The organism is Streptomyces aquilus (assembly GCF_003955715.1).
In the GTDB taxonomy this organism is placed as follows: Bacteria; Actinomycetota; Actinomycetes; order Streptomycetales; family Streptomycetaceae; genus Streptomyces; species Streptomyces aquilus.
This window is the reverse complement of sequence record NZ_CP034463.1, coordinates 1,053,993-1,066,311: the sequence shown is the minus strand read 5'-3', so window position 1 is coordinate 1,066,311 and position 12,319 is coordinate 1,053,993. Positions and strand designations below refer to the sequence as shown.

At 72.7% G+C, this 12,319-nt stretch carries 12 protein-coding genes; 6 read left to right on the top strand and 6 right to left on the bottom strand.

Translation table 11 applies throughout. The features are described from left to right. Positions 1–13: 13 nt before the first annotated feature. On the bottom strand, positions 14–697 hold the full coding sequence (locus tag EJC51_RS05060; protein WP_126269900.1) for a class I SAM-dependent DNA methyltransferase: 684 nt from the start codon (positions 695–697) through the stop codon (positions 14–16). A gap of 131 nt (positions 698–828) precedes the next feature. Continuing rightward, a complete protein-coding gene (locus EJC51_RS05055) occupies positions 829–1,413 on the bottom strand; it encodes an Rv1733c family protein (protein WP_126269899.1) in 585 nt (194 codons plus the stop codon). 331 nt (positions 1,414–1,744) lie between these two features. On the opposite strand from EJC51_RS05055, the gene EJC51_RS05050 reads away from it, so the two are divergent. Continuing rightward, entirely contained in the window at positions 1,745–2,746 is a 1,002-nt protein-coding gene (locus tag EJC51_RS05050) for an Acg family FMN-binding oxidoreductase (protein WP_126269898.1), read from the top strand. Here EJC51_RS05050 and EJC51_RS05045 read toward each other — a convergent pair. Beyond that, positions 2,743–3,135, bottom strand: a complete 393-nt coding sequence (locus tag EJC51_RS05045) for an STAS domain-containing protein (protein WP_126269897.1) — start codon at positions 3,133–3,135, stop codon at positions 2,743–2,745. The genes EJC51_RS05050 and EJC51_RS05045 overlap by 4 nt on opposite strands. A 253-nt stretch (positions 3,136–3,388) precedes the next feature. Between EJC51_RS05045 and EJC51_RS05040 the strand changes: the two genes are divergently transcribed. Both EJC51_RS05040 and EJC51_RS05035 read left to right on the top strand, forming a co-directional pair. Further along, a complete protein-coding gene (locus EJC51_RS05040) occupies positions 3,389–4,108 on the top strand; it encodes a helix-turn-helix domain-containing protein (RefSeq protein WP_244362501.1) in 720 nt (239 codons plus the stop codon). Between the two features lie 142 nt (positions 4,109–4,250). Then, positions 4,251–4,877, top strand: a complete 627-nt coding sequence (locus EJC51_RS05035; RefSeq protein WP_126269896.1) for a DoxX family membrane protein — start codon at positions 4,251–4,253, stop codon at positions 4,875–4,877. Between the two features lie 66 nt (positions 4,878–4,943). Here EJC51_RS05035 and EJC51_RS05030 read toward each other — a convergent pair whose 3' ends face one another. Next, positions 4,944–5,360, bottom strand: coding sequence for a pyridoxamine 5'-phosphate oxidase family protein (locus EJC51_RS05030; RefSeq protein ID WP_126269895.1), 417 nt, complete (start codon positions 5,358–5,360; stop codon positions 4,944–4,946). A gap of 263 nt (positions 5,361–5,623) precedes the next feature. Here EJC51_RS05030 and EJC51_RS05025 point away from each other — a divergent pair, with 263 nt between their 5' ends. Both EJC51_RS05025 and EJC51_RS05020 read left to right on the top strand, forming a co-directional pair. Continuing rightward, positions 5,624–6,319, top strand: a complete 696-nt coding sequence (locus EJC51_RS05025) for a response regulator (protein WP_126276822.1) — start codon at positions 5,624–5,626, stop codon at positions 6,317–6,319. A gap of 121 nt (positions 6,320–6,440) precedes the next feature. Then, on the top strand, positions 6,441–8,165 hold the full coding sequence (locus EJC51_RS05020; RefSeq protein WP_126269894.1) for a sensor histidine kinase: 1,725 nt from the start codon (positions 6,441–6,443) through the stop codon (positions 8,163–8,165). Between the two features lie 15 nt (positions 8,166–8,180). Here EJC51_RS05020 and EJC51_RS05015 read toward each other — a convergent pair whose 3' ends face one another. Further along, positions 8,181–10,127, bottom strand: coding sequence for a PAS domain S-box protein (locus EJC51_RS05015; RefSeq protein ID WP_126269893.1), 1,947 nt, complete (start codon positions 10,125–10,127; stop codon positions 8,181–8,183). Positions 10,128–10,373: 246 nt separating this feature from the next. Continuing rightward, on the bottom strand, positions 10,374–11,558 hold the full coding sequence (locus tag EJC51_RS05010) for a globin domain-containing protein (RefSeq protein ID WP_126269892.1): 1,185 nt from the start codon (positions 11,556–11,558) through the stop codon (positions 10,374–10,376). 367 nt (positions 11,559–11,925) lie between these two features. Between EJC51_RS05010 and EJC51_RS05005 the strand changes: the two genes are divergently transcribed. Next, positions 11,926–12,300, top strand: a complete 375-nt coding sequence (locus EJC51_RS05005; RefSeq protein ID WP_126269891.1) for a roadblock/LC7 domain-containing protein — start codon at positions 11,926–11,928, stop codon at positions 12,298–12,300. Positions 12,301–12,319 lie beyond the last annotated feature (19 nt).

Genomic DNA, 12,319 nt, shown 5'->3' with positions numbered 1-12,319 from the left:
GGAACAGGAGTCGTCAGGCGTGCCGCCGTCGGCAGCGCAGGAAGATCTGCACCTCGGGCGGGACGTCCGCGGAGGCCGGGGCGTAGGTGAACGAGGACTCGTCGACGATCTCGAAGCCCGCCGCCTCGACCACCTCGCGCAGCTCCTCCCTGAGGTAGCCGGAGACCCGGATGCTCTCCCCGACGAACGGGATGGAGAAGTCGTCGACGTCCGCCTCCACCATCGACAGCGCGAACAGGCCGCCCGGCACCAGCAGGTGGTGCACGGTCCGCAGCGCCAGCGGGATCTCCGCGCGCGGCAGCATGAGCAGCGAGAAGAAGGCCGCCACCGCCTCGAAGCGGCCGAGGTCCAGCGGGCCGCCCGGCCGCAGATCGGCGATGTCCGCCTGATGGAACCGCCCGCCGGGCACGTTCTTGCGCGCCAGCGCCACCATCCCGTCCGACAGATCGACACCGACGACCTCGAAGCCCGCCTCGGCCAGCTGGAGCGCGGTCGGAATGCCGGTGCCGGACCCCAGGTCAAGGGCGCGGGACCCGGTGGGCAGCGACCGGACGAGCCACTCGGCGGCCGCGACCTGCCCCTCCTTGTGCGGGAAGGCCTCGTCGTAACGGTCGCCGAGGGCGTCGAAGGCCGCGGCCTGACCGGTGCGGTCGAGCTGGATGTTCCCGTAGCCGGACTCGTCGGCGGGGCTGCTCACAGGAGTTCTCCTTCGGTGCCGCTATAGGGCGATTTTTTCATAGTTGCACCGATGGTGGCGTGGCTGTACCGAGGAGGACGCGGGGCGGACGGCCGTCACGGGTGGGAAGCGGGGTGGGTCTCCCGGAGGGGTCAGCCCGTCTTGTGGCCCCACTGCGGCCCGACCATGGCCCATTCCGTGCCCCAACCTGCGATCCGACGTCGGTCGAGCCGCCACCGCACCGTCGCTCCGGCGCCGATCACAAGGCCGCTCAGGGCGAGGGCGGCCCCCGCGCCGAGGAGGCCCGCCTCGACGGCTGCGTCGCTCGGCCCTGGCGGCCGGGTGGTGACGTCGCCCTGCCGGTTCGTCCAGACGGTGACCGCCGACCCGGCCTCGCGGCCGGCTTCCACCAGGGTGCTGCCGGTACGGAGGGAGCCGTCGGCGGCCGTCCAGCGGACCTTCGCCAGGGCGCGGTCGGCGTACACGCTGCCCCTCGCCCCGGTCGCCCGGGGCACGTCGGCCAGGACCACCGCCCGTACGGGTTCCCGGTCGGCGCGCTGCCGGGCGAAGGTCTCGTCGGCGGCACGGGCGGCCACCACTCCCGCGAGCGTCCCGCCCACCGAGACGAGGGCCCAGACGGCCAGCACGAGCCATGCCTCGAGAACGTCCTCACGTCGACGCAGCGGGTTGCTCCGCCACCGCCACCACCACTGCTTCGTACGCCTGCCGCCGCGCATCGGTCGCACCTCCTTCTGTCTGCCACTGCCAGGAAGGTGACATCGCGACGCGCATCGCGGCAGGGGCCGACCAGGCGGCGTCGCCGGGCTGTTCGGGTCCAAGTTCGTTCGGTGGAGGGGCCGTTCAGCCCATGCGCGGGATGCCGTGACGCCGGGGCGGCCCGGCGGGGCGCCCGCCCGGCCGCCCGGCCTCCGACGAGGGACCAACGGCCCCGTCCCCGCACCCGGCGGCAGGCCCACGCTCGAAGGACCGCGTACGTACGGAAGTTCGTTCCGCTTCGTGCGAGCGTAAGTGCCGGTTCGTGCGGGCGTTCGTGCGAAGGAGGACATCATGCGATCGACGCCTCTCGACGCCAGGACCCTGGAAGCCTGCCTCGCCGCGGCCGTGGCCGCGCCCTCGATCCACAACACCCAGCCGTGGCGGTTCCGGCTGGATGCCGAGACCCCGGCGTTCGAGGTGTGGGCCTCGGCGGAACGGGGCCTGCGCCACACCGACCCCGTCGGCCGTGCCCTGCATGTGTCGGTGGGGGCGTCCGTCTTCAACCTCCGTGTCGCGGCCGCCCACTTCGGCTGGTCACCGTTCGTCCGACTGCTGCCCCGCCCGGACGACCCCGGCCTGCTCGCCACCGTCCGTCTGGACGGCTGCCGCAGCGGGCACCCCACCGGCCATCGCGACGACCTCTATCCGGCCGTCTGGCGTCGGCGCAGCAGCCGCTTCCCCTTCTCCGGCCGCCCCCTGCCGCGTCACGCCCTCGCCGAACTCGCCGATGCCGCCCGGGCGGAAGGCGCCTCGCTCGGCTTCCCGGGCGTCGACGAGACCGCCCGTCTGCTCCGGGTGGTAAGGGAGGCCGAACTCCGCAACCGAGCGGACGGGGCGCGCGGAGCCGAGAGCCGCCGTTGGGTGCACCAGGACCCGGACTCGCCGGCGCGGACCGGTCTGCCGTGGTCCGTGCTCGGCCCGCAGGACTCCCGGGAACGCATCCCCATGCGCGACTTCACCGCGCAACGGCACGCCGAGCGGCTCCCCGCCCAGCCCTTCGAGACGGAACCGGTCGTCGGGCTCCTCACGACGGTCCACGACCGCCGCACCGACTGGCTGCGCGCCGGGCAGGCACTCGAACACGCCCTGCTCGTCGCCACCGTCCACGGCCTGCGCGCGTCTTTGCTGCACCAGCCGATGGAGTGGCCCGACCTGCGGTGCACCCTGAGCCCGCACCCCGAGCGCAGCGGACATGCCCAGATGCTGATCCGTATCGGCTACGGCCCCGAAGGCCCCCTCACACCCCGACACGACCCGCACGCCGTGCTCGACGCACAGCTGCCGCCCAGTTAGCCGACATCGACGGGGACGAGGTCCGGCCGGGGCGTGGGGACGACCCCTTCGGGCGGCCGGGACAGCACCTCGAAAGCGTCGCCCAGATCCACACACCGCAGAATCCCCAGCAGCCGGGCGCTCTCGGTGACCAGGCGGAACCGTCCGCCGCGGGCGAGGACCCGGTTGCGCGCCCGGCACAGGGCGCGCAGTCCGCTGCAGTCGACGAAGGACACCGGGCGCAGGTCCAGCACCAGGTCGGGGAACGGTCCGGCGGTCAGGGCGTCGAGGCGGGCCGAGAGCGGCGGCCCCGTGCACAGGTCGATCTCACCCTGCACTTCCACCACGATCGTGCCGCCGACGAGACGTTCCGTGTGGCAGGGCGTGGACTCCTCGTGGTCCTTGAACATGGTCCGAGCCAACTCGGTGCGCCCTGATGGGTGGAAGGGCCGGTCGGCCCTGTTCAGGAGGCTGACCGGGACCCTGGCGGGTGGCTCGCCCCGGCAGGTGACGGAACCGGGCAAAGGGGGCCCGACCGGCCCAAGCGCGTACCGGCCGGCAGGGCAGATGCTGAACCACGGGGACGCGAGGGGGACCGAGGGCAAAGGCCCGGTCCGCCCCGGGCCGTTCCGGCGGCCCGGCACCAGCAGGAGGTGAGGGGTCGTGGCCGACACGACAACATCCGGCACGACGGCACGCACCGAAAGCCCCGGAGGAGATCTGGGACGACGCCTCGTACAGCGGCGCAGGGAACTCGGGCTGACCCGGGCCGACACCGCGGACCGGGCGGGCATGTCCTGCTCCTACCTCCGGTATCTGGAGGAGTCCTCCGCCGCGATCCCAGGCAGGAGCGCCCTGCTGCGGCTCGCCGCCGCGCTGGAGACCGGGGTCACCTCGCTCACCGGCGGCGAGACCGAGGCCCCGCCGGGCCGGGAACAGGCGGCCCGGCACGCCGGACTCGTCGCGCTGAGCGACGCTGAGTGCCGGCGCCGGCTGGGCACGCACGGGGTGGGCCGCCTCGCGGTGACCACGGCCGACGGGCCCACGGTCCTGCCCGTCAACTACACCGTCGTCGACGGCACGATCGCCTTCCGGACGGCGCCCGGCACCGCTCCCGCCGAGGCCCTGGGCCGGCGCATCGCCTTCGAGGTCGACCACCTCGACGAGGCCATGAGCCGGGGCTGGAGCGTGCTCGTCCGCGGACGGGCCAGGCAGGCGCAGGAGCCCGCCACGATCCGCCGCCTGACGGAACGGGCGTACAGCGCACCCTGGGCGGGTGGTCGGCGCGAGCTGTGGGTGTGCGTCGACGCCGACGAGATCACCGGCCGGGAGATCCGCCAGATCCCCGCCGGCCTTGACGACGACCCTGCCGGACAGGCCTGAACGGGCCCTGCGGGCAAGGACGTTCGGCCCCCCAGCACGGCCCGCGCAGCCCCTCCGCCGCCGGGCGGCGCAGCGGGACATTGAGGGTGCTCGACGACAGTCGTCGAGTACCCGAGCGTCACCCCTGGAAGGGATGAGCACCATGGCCGTTCACGATCACCCGCACCGTCACCCGGGATTCCGCTTCCCGTCCCTGCGCAGGAGCGGGACGGCGAGTTCCCCGACCGAGACGAGCGCTGTCACGACGGCGACGGCGAACAGCCCGTACGTCCTGGCGGTGCTCCGCGTCCTGACCGGGTTCGTCTTCCTGTGGGCGTTCCTCGACAAGACCTTCGGCTTCGGCTACGCCACCCCGTCCGGCAAGGGCTGGATCGACGGCGGCTCGCCCACCAAGGGCTTCCTCGGCGGGGTCGCCGCGGGCCCCATGGAGTCCACCTTCCACGACTGGGCGGGGGCCGGCTGGGCGGACTGGCTGTTCATGCTCGGCCTCCTCGGCATCGGCCTCGCCCTGATCGCGGGCATCGGGCTGCGCCTCGCCGCCGTCGCCGGCACGGCGATGATGGCGCTGATGTGGATCGCGGAGTGGCCGCCGGCCAAGCACCTGTCCGACGGGTCGCTGAGCATGTCGACCAACCCGTTCACCGACTACCACGTCGTCTACGCCATCGTCCTGATCGCCCTCGCCGCCGCGGGCGCCGGCGCCACCTGGGGACTGGGCAGGGTCTGGGCGCGGCTGCCCTTCGTCAGCCGGAACCGCTGGCTGATGTGAACCGGCCCGCCCGCACACGCCGGGGCCACGCCGCACGGACGCGGCGTGGCCCCGGCGCGTGCGATCTCAGGCGTCCGCCGCGGTGAGCAGGATCCCGGTCACCAGATCGGGGCGGATACGGACCGCGTAGTCCATCGTCTGCTCCACCCAGGGCCGCAGCATGGCCCGGTAGCGGGCCAGCTCCCGCGGGTCCGTCACCAGATGGGCGTAGCCGGTGACGACGACGCTCCAGCCGAGGTGGGTGTCGGGGTCGATGAGGTCGGCCTCGTACGCGACCACCACGCCCGGGCCGTCCGCCCGGCCGGTGTGCGAGGTCAGGGCCGCGCCCTCGTGGGTGCGGATGACGATGTCGCCGCCGTCCACCACGTGATTGACCGGGCGGATCTGCGGCAGCGCGTGACGGGTGAAGACGACCCGGCCCAGGGACACCCCGCCGAGCAGTCTCAGGGCTTCGGAACTGTCCAGTTCCCTCTTGATCGTCATGAAGGTCTTCCGTGAGCTGCGGCGCCCGCTGGGCGTTCTGCCGAAGGGTGGGGGACAGATCGATGGAACGCCCGGTGGCGGGGGAGGGCTAGGGCCGTTCGGCCCTGCCCGTCGTCCGTCCGGCCCCTCGGAGCGCGGCCGGGGCGAAAGAGGGCCGACCGGCCCTGGTCTTTCGGCCCGGCGAAGAGAAGGATCTCCACAAGAGGCCGATGCCACCCACGAACAGCGGGCACCGGCACGGCACACGGGACGAGGAGCGTTCGATGGCGGACGGCGCGGGACAGCCCGGCCCCGACAACCCGATCAGGGTCTTCCTGCTGGACGACCACGAGGTGGTACGACGCGGGGTGCGCGACCTGCTCGACGACGAACCGGACATCACCGTCGTCGGCGAGGCAGGCACCGTCGAGCAGGCGCTGGTCCGGGTTCCCGCCCTGCGTCCGCAGGTCGCCGTCCTCGACGTACGGCTGCCGGACGGCGACGGGGTGACCGTCTGCCGGGAACTGCGCTCCCGCATGCCCGAGCTGACCTGTCTGATGCTGACCTCCTTCGACGACGAGGAGGCCCTGCTGGACTCGATCATGGCGGGGGCGTCCGGCTACGTCCTCAAGCAGATCCAGGGCTCCGACCTGGTGTCGGCCGTGCGCACGGTGGCCGCGGGCCAGTCGCTGCTCGACCCGAGCGCCACCGCCAAGGTGATGGCCCGGCTCCGTCAGGGACAGCGGCAGGAGGAGGAGCCGGAGGCGCTGCCGGGATTGACCGGGCGGGAACGCGAGATCCTGGCCCTGATCGGTGAGGGGCTCACCAACCGGCAGATCGGGCAGCGGCTGTACCTCGCCGAGAAGACCGTGAAGAACCACATTTCCCGGCTGCTGGCCAAGCTCGGCGTGGAGCGGCGCATCCAGGCCGCCGTCATCGCCACCCAGGCCCAGGACCGGCTCCGGCAGGAAGGTCGCTGAACACCCAGACGCGGCACGGGCGTTCCCGGACTCCGTACCGTTCGCTCCGGCGGGCCGATACCGTGGCAGGAAACCGGCACGGTCGGCCGCCGCAGGGCGTACGGGACCGGGAGGATCGCAGGTGGGAAGCTCCGATGAGTTCGAGCGGGCCCGGGTGCGGCTGCCGCAGCTGAGGCTGGACGAGCTGCTGGAGGAGCTGCAGGCCCGGCTGGACGCGGCCCGAGGCACCCGGGACCGGGTGCACAGCCTCCTGGAGGCGGTGCTCTCGGTGGGGCGCGAGCTCGACCTGGAGCAGGCGCTGCGCAGCATCGTGGAGGCCGCGGCGGTCCTGGTGGACGCGCGGTACGCCGCCCTGGGCGTGATCGGCTCGGACGGCAAGCGGCTGTCGGCGTTCCACACCGTCGGCGTCTCCGAGGAGCAGATCGCCCGGATCGGCCCCTACCCCGAGGGCCACGGCATTCTCGGCGAACTGATCACCAACCCGGAGCCGCTGCGGCTGGCGAAGCTCTCCGAGCACCCCTCCTCCTACGGGTTCCCGGCCCATCACCCGCCGATGAACACCTTCCTCGGCGTCCCGATCCGGGTGCGCGACCAGGTGTTCGGCAATCTGTACCTGACGGAGAAGCGCGGCGGGGTGCAGTTCGACGAGGAGGACGAGTCGGTCCTGTCGACGCTCGCCGTCGCCGCGGGCGTAGCCATCGACAACGCCCGGCTCTACGAGGAGTCCCGGCTCAGGGAGCGCTGGCTGCGGGCGAGCGCGGAGATCACGCACAGTGTGATGTCCGGCAGCGAGCGCGGCGAGGTCCTGCGCGTGATCGCCGAACGGGCCCGGGAGATCACCACCGCCGTGCTCGCGCTCGTCGCCGTCCCGGTCGAGGGCACTGGCTCGCTGACGATGGAACTGGCCATCGGCGAGGGCGCCGAGGCCTACCGCGGGCTATTGGCCCCCGTGGACGACGGGCTGATCGGCCGGGCCTTCACCAGCGGCGTCCCCACCACCATCGCCGACATCTCACGGGACGCCTGGACCGCGGCCGTCCCGGCGGCCGTCGGCGGACTCGGCCCCGCGGTCGCCGTGCCCATCGGCACGGGGGAGGGCGTACGGGGTGTCGTCCTGCTGGGACGGGAGGCCGGACACCCGGTGTACTCGGGGCAGGAGATCGAACCGCTCCAGGCGTTCGCCGCGCAGGCCGCGGTCGCCATGGAGCTCGCGGACCGCCGGCGTGACGCCGCCCAGATCGCCGTCCTCCAGGACCGCGACCGGATCGCCCGCGACCTGCACGACCTCGCGATCCAGCGGCTGTTCGCCACCGGTATGACGTTGCAGAGCGCGGGCCGTTTCATCGACCACCCCGAGGCGTCCAAGCGGGTGCTGCGGGCGGTCGACGACCTCGACGAGACCATCAAGATCATCAGGTCGACCATCTTCGGCCTGCGGGCCCGCGAGGACATCCCCGGCTCCGGGCTGCGGGCCCGCGTGGTGCGCGTGGTCGGGGAGGCGGCACCGGTGCTGGGGTTCGCGCCGAGCGTGCGGATGGAAGGCCTGCTGGACACCCATGTGCCCAAGGACGTCGCCGAGCAGGCGGTGGCCGTTCTCTCGGAGGCCCTGACCAACGTCGCCCGGCACGCCCACGCCAGCCGTGCCGACGTGGTCCTCGCGACGGACGGCCGTGACCTCCGGCTGACCGTCTCCGACGACGGGGTGGGCATCCCGGCCGAGGGCCGCCGCAGCGGGCTGTGCAACATGGCCGAACGCGCCGAACAACTGGGCGGGGAACTGGAGTCGACCTCACCGCCCGGCGGCGGGACGAGGCTCGTGTGGCGGGTGCCCGTCCAGGAGACATAGCGGCCGCGCCGCGCCTCACAGCTTCAGCGTGAACCACGTGGTCTTGCCCTCGTCGGTGGGCCGTACCCCCCAGCCGTCGGCCAGGGCGCGCACGAGCAGCAGACCGCGGCCGGACTCCTCGTCCTCGCCCGCGATCCGCGGCTGGGGCAGGTGCGGACTGCGGTCGCTCACCTCGACCGTGAGGTCCGTGGCCGTCCGGCACAGATGCAGTGTGATCGGGCCCTCGGCGTGCTGGACCGCGTTGGTGAGGATCTCGGAGAGCAGCAGCCGGGCCTCCTCCGCCGACTCGGCGCACTCCCAGGCGATGAGGGCCTTGTTGAGGAACGTGCGCCCGTCCGGGACCGAGGACGGCAGCGCCGGCAGATCGGTGGTGAGCGCCGCCAGCGGCGCCGCCGGCAGCTGGGCCAGCAGCAGGGTCACGTCGTCGTCATGGCTGTCGGCGTCGGGCAGCAGGCTCGTCAGGACATGGTCCGCGGCGATCTCCAGAGCGGGGGCGTCGACGAAGAACCCGTCCAGGACGGAGGTGAGTTCACCGAGACGCTCCTCGATGTCGCTGCCGGGCGTCTCGATCAGCCCGTCGGTGTACAGGACGAGCGTGGCGCCGGGCGGAATGTCGGCGCACGACTGCTCGTAGAGGATGTCGCCGACGCCCAGCGGGGCGTTCACCGGGGTCGTCAGCCCGCGGACCCCGCAGCCCGGGGGAGCGACCAGCACCGGCAGATGACCGGCCGAGCAGACGGTGACGGTTCCGCTGTCCGGGGCGACGACCAGATAGCAGCAGGTGACCAGCTGGTCGGGGACGTCCAGGTCGGCGACACAGGTGTCCAGGGCCTGCATCAGCTGCCGGGGCTGCATGCCGGTCTTGGCCAGGGCGTGCGCGGCGGAGCGCAACTGGCCCATCACCGCGGCGGCTTCGAGGCCGCGGCCCATCACGTCACCGATGAGGACCCCCACCCGGCCGGCTCCCAGCGGGATCAGGTCGAACCAGTCGCCGCCCACGCCCGCGCCCTGGGTGGCGGGCCGGTACCGGCTGGCCGTGGCCAGGCCGGGGACCGCGGACGGGGTGCCCATCAGGCTGCGTTGCAGGGTGAGCGCGATGTGCCGCTGCTGCTCGTAGAGGACGGTGAGTTCGGCCTCGGCGCGCTTGCGGTCGCTGATGTCGCGGACGATGGCGCAGGCGCCGACGACCGTGCCCGCCGTGTCCCGGGTGGGCCACAAGGTGACGTCGACGTCCAGCAGTTCGCCGGAGCGGGTCAGGCGCAGGGTCTCGAAGTGCTCGACCTTCTCGCCGTGGCACAGCCGCTTCAGCAGGGAGGTGACCTCGCCGCGCTTCTCCCTCGGCGCCAGCACGGACACGTGCCGGCCGATGGCCTCCTGGGCGGTGTAGCCGTACAGGCTCTGCGCGGCGGCGTTCCAGTAAGTGATGTAGCCGTCGAGGGTCTTGGCGAGGATCGCGTCCTGGGACGACTCCACGAGCGCGGCGAGCTCGTTGATCCGGGCCTCGGCGGCCCTGCGGTCGCTGACGTCGCGGACCGCCGCGGAGACCAGGAGCCCGTCCGCGGTCTCCAGCGGCGAGAGACTGATCTCGACGGGGAACTCGGTGCCGTCCTTGCGCAGTCCGTGCAGATCGAGTCCCGCGCCCATGGGCCGGACCTGGCGGTTGGCGGCGTAGCCCCCGCGGTGCCGGGTGTGGTGCGGGCGGAAGCGGTGCGGGATCAGCAACTCCACCGGATGGTCGAGGAGTTCCTCGCGGCCGTAGCCGAACAGGGCCTCGGTCTGGGCGTTGACGAGTTTGATGATGCCGCCGTCGTCGACGATGACCATGGCGTCCGGGGCGGCTTCCAGCAGACCACGGAACCGGTCCTCGTCGGCCCCCGGCTCGTTCGGACGGGCCGCTGCGCCGCAGGTGCACGACGTCCGCTCGGGGCCGTCCGCCACGTCCGGTACTGGAATCAGACCCATCTCTCTCCCCACCCGCTGCCGGTGACGGTTCGGGTCATCTCACCGCACCCGGACGGGAATCGAGACGCTATGTCACTTACTGTCCGCACCCCGGCGGAACCTGTCCGCCGCATATGCGTCTCGTGGCCGACTCGCGGCGGTACAACGGTCAACGGTCGCGGACCCGGACCCGACGACGGTCACGGCCCCTCGGCGGGACGAGGCTGGTCCAAGGGTGACCGCTGAAGCGTCAGTGGGGCCTTCGCGTCAGGACGCGTCCGGCAGCCACAGGTCGGGGCCGAACACCTCGTAGCGGATGTGCCGCGGCGGGACACCGTGGTCGAGCAGCTGGGTGCGGACGGTGCGCATGAACGGCAGCGGGCCGCACAGGTAGACGGTGGCGTCCGCCGGCACGTCGATCCCGTCGAGGTTCATCAGGCCGGAGCGAGCGCCGGGTTCGGCGATGCCGAACCGTTCGTACCAGAACACGGCCTCGGCCGCGGGCAGTTGTGCGGTGAGCGCGCGGGTCTCGGTGCGCAGGGCGTGGGTGCCGGGGGAGACGTCGGCGTGCAGCGTCAGGACCTTGCGGGTGGAGCCGGTGGCGGCGAGGTGGGCGAGCATGCCGACCATGGGGGTGCAGCCGATGCCGGCGGAGACCAGGACGAGCGGTGTGTCCGTCTCGTCGAGGACGACGTCACCGAAGGGCGCGGACAGGGTGAGCTCGTCCCCGGCCCGCACCGAGCCGTGCAGGAGGGTGGACACCTCCCCGCCGCCGACCCGCTTGACGGTGATACGGCGCAGCTCGCCGCCCGGGTCGCCGGACAGGCTGTACTGGCGCAGCTGGTGCACGCCGTCCGGCATCAGGGCCCGGACGCTGACGTACTGCCCGGCCTTCGCCGCGGGGGCGGGACCGCCGTCGGCCGGACGCAGGACGAAGGAGACCACGTCGGCGGTCTCCTCGCGCCGGTCGACGACCGTCCACGGCCGCCACACCTCACCCGGCGCGACCCCCGCCTCCAGGTAGATACGGGCCTCCTGGGCGATGAGCGCGCCGGCCATCAGCCAGTACACCTCGTCCCAGGCGGCGGCCACCTCCGGGGTGACCGCGTCGCCGAGCACCTCGGCGATGGCGCCGAACAGGTACTTGTGGACGACCGTGTACTGGTCCTCGGTGACCCCGACCGCGGTGTGCTTGTGGGCGATCCGCGCCAGCAGCGCGTCAGGACGGGAGTCGGGGTCGGCGAGGAGCGCGCTCGCGAAGCCCGCTATCGACCCGGCCAGCGCCCGGCGCTGGGCGCCGCTGGCCTGGTTGCCCCGGTTGAACAGCCCGTCCAGCAGTTCGGGTCGGTCGCGGAACATCGCGCCGTAGAAGCGCGTGGTGATCTCGTCGAGGGCTCCGGCCACGGCGGGCAGCGTGGCCCGGACGACGGCGGCGGACTCTGCGGACAGCATGAAGCCTCCGGGAAGCGAGGTGGAACAGATGAGTGCGGGGCTCGGGCCACGCGACACTCCACCCTCGCCGGTGGCCCCTCGCGTGCTCCAGGGGCCCTTGGGGACGGCGCACAGGGCCGATCGGCCCCACGGCGACAGGGCCGCCCGGTACGCGGGGCGGCCCACGGGCGTCAACTTCGGGGCCCGTCACGGCAGTTCCGGTCACCCGAACGATCCCGTCGCGCCGTTGTTCGGTCGTTGTCCGCCGCGCACAGGTCAGTCCCAGAGAGTCGGTCCTCGCGGGGCGGCGGCATGCGTACGGTCCGGGGGCATCGAGGCGGGCCGGCGGCGCCGGTCCGCCGCAGTCAACGAGCGCAAGGGAGGCACTGTGGCGAGTGTGGAAGTGTCGCTGAAGGAGATGATGGCCGGGGTCGAGGGGGCCTTGGGAGCCGCGGTCGTCGACTACACCAGCGGAATGGCGCTGGGCACCCTGGGCGGGAACAAGGACCTGGACCTGACGGTCGCCGCGGCCGGCAACACGGACGTCGTCCGGGCCAAGGTGCGCACCATGGAGCAGGTCGGCCTCAAGGGCCGTATCGAGGACATGCTGATCACGCTGGACAGCCAGTACCACCTGATCCGGCCGGTCACCGGCCGCAGCGGCAACGGCCTGTTCCTCTACCTCGTCCTCGACAAGGCCCGCTCGAACCTGGCCATGGCCCGGCACCAGCTCAAACGCGTCGAGGAGGCGATCGAGATCTGACCCGGGCCACGCAGCCGGG

Excerpts from the sequence above, each read along its gene's own strand:
- EJC51_RS05055 (WP_126269899.1), bottom strand. The coding sequence starts at position 1,413 with ATGCGCGGCGGCAGGCGTACGAAGCAGTGGTGGTGGCGGTGGCGGAGC.
- EJC51_RS05050 (WP_126269898.1), top strand. The coding sequence starts at position 1,745 with ATGCGATCGACGCCTCTCGACGCCAGGACCCTGGAAGCCTGCCTCGCC.
- EJC51_RS05045 (WP_126269897.1), bottom strand. The coding sequence starts at position 3,135 with ATGTTCAAGGACCACGAGGAGTCCACGCCCTGCCACACGGAACGTCTC.
- EJC51_RS05035 (WP_126269896.1), top strand. The coding sequence starts at position 4,251 with ATGGCCGTTCACGATCACCCGCACCGTCACCCGGGATTCCGCTTCCCG.
- EJC51_RS05030 (WP_126269895.1), bottom strand. The coding sequence starts at position 5,360 with ATGACGATCAAGAGGGAACTGGACAGTTCCGAAGCCCTGAGACTGCTC.
- EJC51_RS05025 (WP_126276822.1), top strand. The coding sequence starts at position 5,624 with ATGGCGGACGGCGCGGGACAGCCCGGCCCCGACAACCCGATCAGGGTC.
- EJC51_RS05015 (WP_126269893.1), bottom strand. The coding sequence starts at position 10,127 with ATGGGTCTGATTCCAGTACCGGACGTGGCGGACGGCCCCGAGCGGACG.
- EJC51_RS05010 (WP_126269892.1), bottom strand. The coding sequence starts at position 11,558 with ATGCTGTCCGCAGAGTCCGCCGCCGTCGTCCGGGCCACGCTGCCCGCC.